General features: G+C 68.2%; 4 protein-coding genes. 3 read left to right on the top strand and 1 reads right to left on the bottom strand.

The features are described 5' to 3' along the window. Positions 1-12: 12 nt before the first annotated feature. The gene (locus tag LGR69_RS31660) at positions 13-264 is read right to left on the bottom strand and encodes a hypothetical protein (RefSeq protein WP_053609012.1); all 252 of its coding nucleotides are present in this window, start codon (positions 262-264) and stop codon (positions 13-15) included. A gap of 207 nt (positions 265-471) precedes the next feature. On the opposite strand from LGR69_RS31660, the gene LGR69_RS31655 reads away from it, so the two are divergent. The 3 genes from LGR69_RS31655 to LGR69_RS31645 form a co-directional block, all read left to right on the top strand. Then, the gene (locus LGR69_RS31655) at positions 472-1149 is read left to right on the top strand and encodes a recombinase family protein (protein WP_053609013.1); all 678 of its coding nucleotides are present in this window, start codon (positions 472-474) and stop codon (positions 1147-1149) included. 17 nt (positions 1150-1166) lie between these two features. Continuing rightward, entirely contained in the window at positions 1167-2813 is a 1647-nt protein-coding gene (locus LGR69_RS31650; RefSeq protein ID WP_164891434.1) for a DDE-type integrase/transposase/recombinase, read from the top strand. Beyond that, positions 2813-3770: ExeA family protein (locus LGR69_RS31645; RefSeq protein ID WP_230368574.1), on the top strand; the 958-nt coding region annotated here is incomplete at its 3' end. The genes LGR69_RS31650 and LGR69_RS31645, both read left to right, overlap by 1 nt.

Here is a 3770-nt window from a genome sequence, read left to right as displayed (position 1 = left end):
AAGATGAGCCTGTTATCCGACGCGTGTAGGTCCCTTCCTGTTGCCTGACTTGGCCGTGCTGCCGGCAGCCGCCAGGGCGGCGATCAACGCCTCACGTGGGACCGTGACGGTCACGAAGCGGTTCTTCTCGGGATCGCGATCCTCGGTTGCGGTCATCGTGATCTGGATCGTGGTCGCGCTCATGGCGACATCGAGCAGGACGGGATCGTCTTCGAAGTCCACCTCATACCGCCGGCCGCCGGCTTGTCGGAGAATGGCGAACATGGGCGATCTCTTTTCCGGACCAGGCGCCGTTCATCCGGCCCCTGGCCGTAGCGCCTCACGCACCACGACGACAAGGAAAACGGCCGGTTTTCTTGTGAGGCTCGGGTGCCGCTGAACAAAGCTCGGGGAGCGTCAGAAAACTCGTTGCGGAAATGAGCGCGAGATTGCAGGATGGACAGTATCTTTCCTGGCGGCCTCGGGGAGCTCATGCTGATCGGCTACGTCCGGGTCTCGAAGAGCGACGGCAGCCAGACGCTCGCTCCGCAACGCGACGCGCTTCTCGCCGCCGGCGTCGCCGATGAACGCATCTACCAGGATCTCGCCTCCGGCCGGCATGATGCCCGCCCCGGCTTGCTGGCCTGCCTGAAAGCCCTTCAGCCGGGTAACACCCTGGTGTTGTGGAAGCTCGATCGTCTTGGCCGCGACCTTCGGCATCTCGTCACCACGGCCGAGGACCTCCGCCTTCGTGGCGTCGGCCTCAAGGTTCTGGCCGGGGCCGGAGCGCAGATCGACACCACCACCGCCAACGGCCGTCTCGCCTTCGGCATCTTCGCGGCCTTCGCCGAGTTCGAGCGGGCGCTCATCACCGAGCGCACGACGGCGGGGCTCGCCGCGGCCCGGGCCCGTGGGCGCATGGGCGGGCGGCCACGCAAGATGGACCATGCAACGCTGACCATGGCCATGGCCGCCATGGCCGACCCGAAGGCTGTCGCGGCGGACGTCGCCAAACGCCTCGGCGTCACCACCACGACACTCTACGCCTATGTGAACGGCGACGGCACACCCAAGGCGGCCGGGCAGGTGCTGCTGGACGGCGCGGCCACGATCCGCAAGGGTGCGAAGCCGAGCGCACCTTCACCATCCAGCCAGACCGGTCTGGCGTGATGCCGGCCGGGGGCGCCGTGCCGACCGAGGCCCTGGTGACCCTCCGGCAGCGGCTTGCCGCACTCCCCGCCCGTCATCCGGAACGGACCACCCTGATCCGGTCGACCGCCGCGCTTTATGCCGTCAGCCGGGCGACCTTGTACCGCCTGCTGCGTGGCGGACGTCGCCCCCATGCCGCTCACCGCGCCGACCAGGGGCGGCCGAGGTCGATGTCGGCCTCCGAGATCGAACGCTGGTGCGAGATCGTCGCGGCCATGAAGGTCCGCACCACGAACCGCAAGGGCCGCCACCTGTCGACGGTGCGTATCCTCGGCCTGCTTGTCGAGCACGGGGTCGACACGCCCGATGGCTTCATGAAGCTGGCACCAGGCCGCCTGACCGCATCCACCCTCAACCGACACCTGCGGCGTCTCGGCTACGATCATGCCCGCATGGTCCGCGAGCCGCCCGCCGTCCGCTTCCAGGCCGCGCAAGCCAACGCGCTCTGGCACTTCGACATGAGCCCCTCGGATCTCAAGCAGATCGAAGTTCCGCCCTGGCTCGATCATGACCGCTCGGGCGCGCCCATGCTGATGCTGTTCAGCGTCGTCGACGACCGCTCCGGCGTCGCCTACCAGGAATATCGGTGCGTCTACGGCGAGGACGTCGAGAGCGCGCTGCGCTTCCTGTTCAACGCCATGGCCCGCAAGGAGACCGACGAGAACGGGAGCCCGTTCGGCGGCATTCCGGCGGCTCTCTACCTCGACAACGGCCCGGTCGCGAAGTCGGCTGTGTTCGGACGCGTGATGGAGAGCTTGGGTGTCGCGGTGACGACGCACAGGCCGGCCGGGTCGGATGGTCGGCGCACCACGGCACGCTCCAAGGGCAAGGTCGAGCGGCCCTTCCGCACCGTGAAGGAGGCCCACGAGACCCTGTACCACTTCCACCGGCCCGAGACGGAGGCGGAGGCCAATCGGTGGCTGGCGCGCTTCATCGACAGCTACAACCGTGGCGATCATCGCATCGAACCGCACAGCCGTATCGAGGACTGGCTGGCGCACCTGCCCGACGACGGTCTGCGGGAGATGTGCGGCTGGGATCGGTTCTGCGCCTTTGCCCGGGAACCGGAACGACGGGTCGTGGCGCTCGACTGCCGGATGACGATCGCCGGCGTGACCTACGAGATCGATCCCGAGTTCGCCGGCGAGACGGTCGTGGTGTGGTGGGGCCTCTTCGACCAGGAACTCTGGGTGGAATGCGAGGATCGGCGGTCCGGCCCCTTTCTTCCGGTCGGAGGCCCGATCCCGCTGCATCGCTATCGCAAGCACCGCAAATCCAGGCGTGAGGTCAAGGCCGAGCGGGTCGAGGACCTGGCGCGCCGGCTCGCGCTGCCGCGTGCGGCGCTGTCGGGCGAGGCCGACGTCGTCATGGCCGAGGCGCGACCGCCTCTGTCCGTCCCGGTGCGTCCCTTCCGCGATCCCGACCCATTCGGACAGCTGAGCTTCGCCAATCTGCTCGTCGCCCGGCGCGCCATCGCCGAGGCCATCAGGCTGCCCCTCGCCACCCTCCCGGCTGAGGATCGCGCCTTCATCGACGCCTTGCTGGCGCGGACCTTGGCCCGTCCCGAGGTCCTGGCCGCCGTCCGAGAGCGCTTCCCGCCCGGGCAGAGGGGAGGCGTCGGCTGATGCTCACCGAAGTGATGCGCTTCTACGACCTGTTGCGACCGCCGACCGACGTCGGCTTCTTCGAGACAGAGCACCATACCCAGGTCGCCCGCGATATCCGCGCCGCCATCGCGGGTGGTCGCCTGATCGCTGTCACGGCCGTCATCGGCTCGGGCAAGACACTGCTGTCGCGCCGCCTGCGTGCCGACCTCGAGCGAGAAGGCCGGGTGATCGTGTCGCGCTCGCTGTCGGTCGACAAGGCCAAGATCACCGTGCCGCTCCTGCTGGCTGCCTTGTTCTATGACCTGTCGCCGGAAAAGACGGTGACGATCTCCAGCCAGTCGGAACGCCGCGAGCGAGACCTGCAGGAGCTGTTCCGGCGCGCCAGGAAGCCCGTGGCGCTCTTCATCGACGACGCGCACGACCTCCACCCCAAGACGCTGACGGCGCTCAAGCGCCTCATCGAGCTGGTGGCGGAGGGCGGAGGGCAGCTCTCGATCGTGCTGATCGGCCATCCCAAGCTGAAGAACGACCTGCGGCGTCCCAAGATGGAGGAAATCGGCGACCGCACGACGGTGTTCGAGTTCGGAGGGCTGCGTGATCGGCAACGCGACTATATCGACTGGGTGATGAAGGCCTCGCTCCAGGATGGCATCGCGCAGGCCGACGTACTGACCGACGGCGCCGCCACCTTGCTCGCCGCCAAGCTGAAGACGCCGCTCCAGATCGGGCAGCATCTCGTGCGCGCCTTCGAAGCCGCCTTCGAGATCGGGGCCAAGCCGGTCGATGCCGACATGATCGATGCTGTGCTATCGCGCCAGCTCGACGAGTTGGAGCCCCGGCTGACGCGGAACGGCTACGACCTTCGCAGTCTGGCCGAGCAGTTCGACGCCAAGCCCGGCGAGGTCCGACGGCTCCTCCGCGGCGAACTCGAAGCGGCCCGGGCCGCCGAACTCCTGGACGAGATGCGGGCCGCCG

The organism is Methylobacterium brachiatum, from assembly GCF_020523825.1.
Taxonomy (GTDB): Bacteria; Pseudomonadota; Alphaproteobacteria; order Rhizobiales; family Beijerinckiaceae; genus Methylobacterium; species Methylobacterium brachiatum.
This window is presented reverse-complemented; position numbering and strand designations above follow the sequence as displayed.

Excerpts from the sequence above, each read along its gene's own strand:
- LGR69_RS31660 (WP_053609012.1), bottom strand. The coding sequence starts at position 264 with ATGTTCGCCATTCTCCGACAAGCCGGCGGCCGGCGGTATGAGGTGGAC.
- LGR69_RS31655 (WP_053609013.1), top strand. The coding sequence starts at position 472 with ATGCTGATCGGCTACGTCCGGGTCTCGAAGAGCGACGGCAGCCAGACG.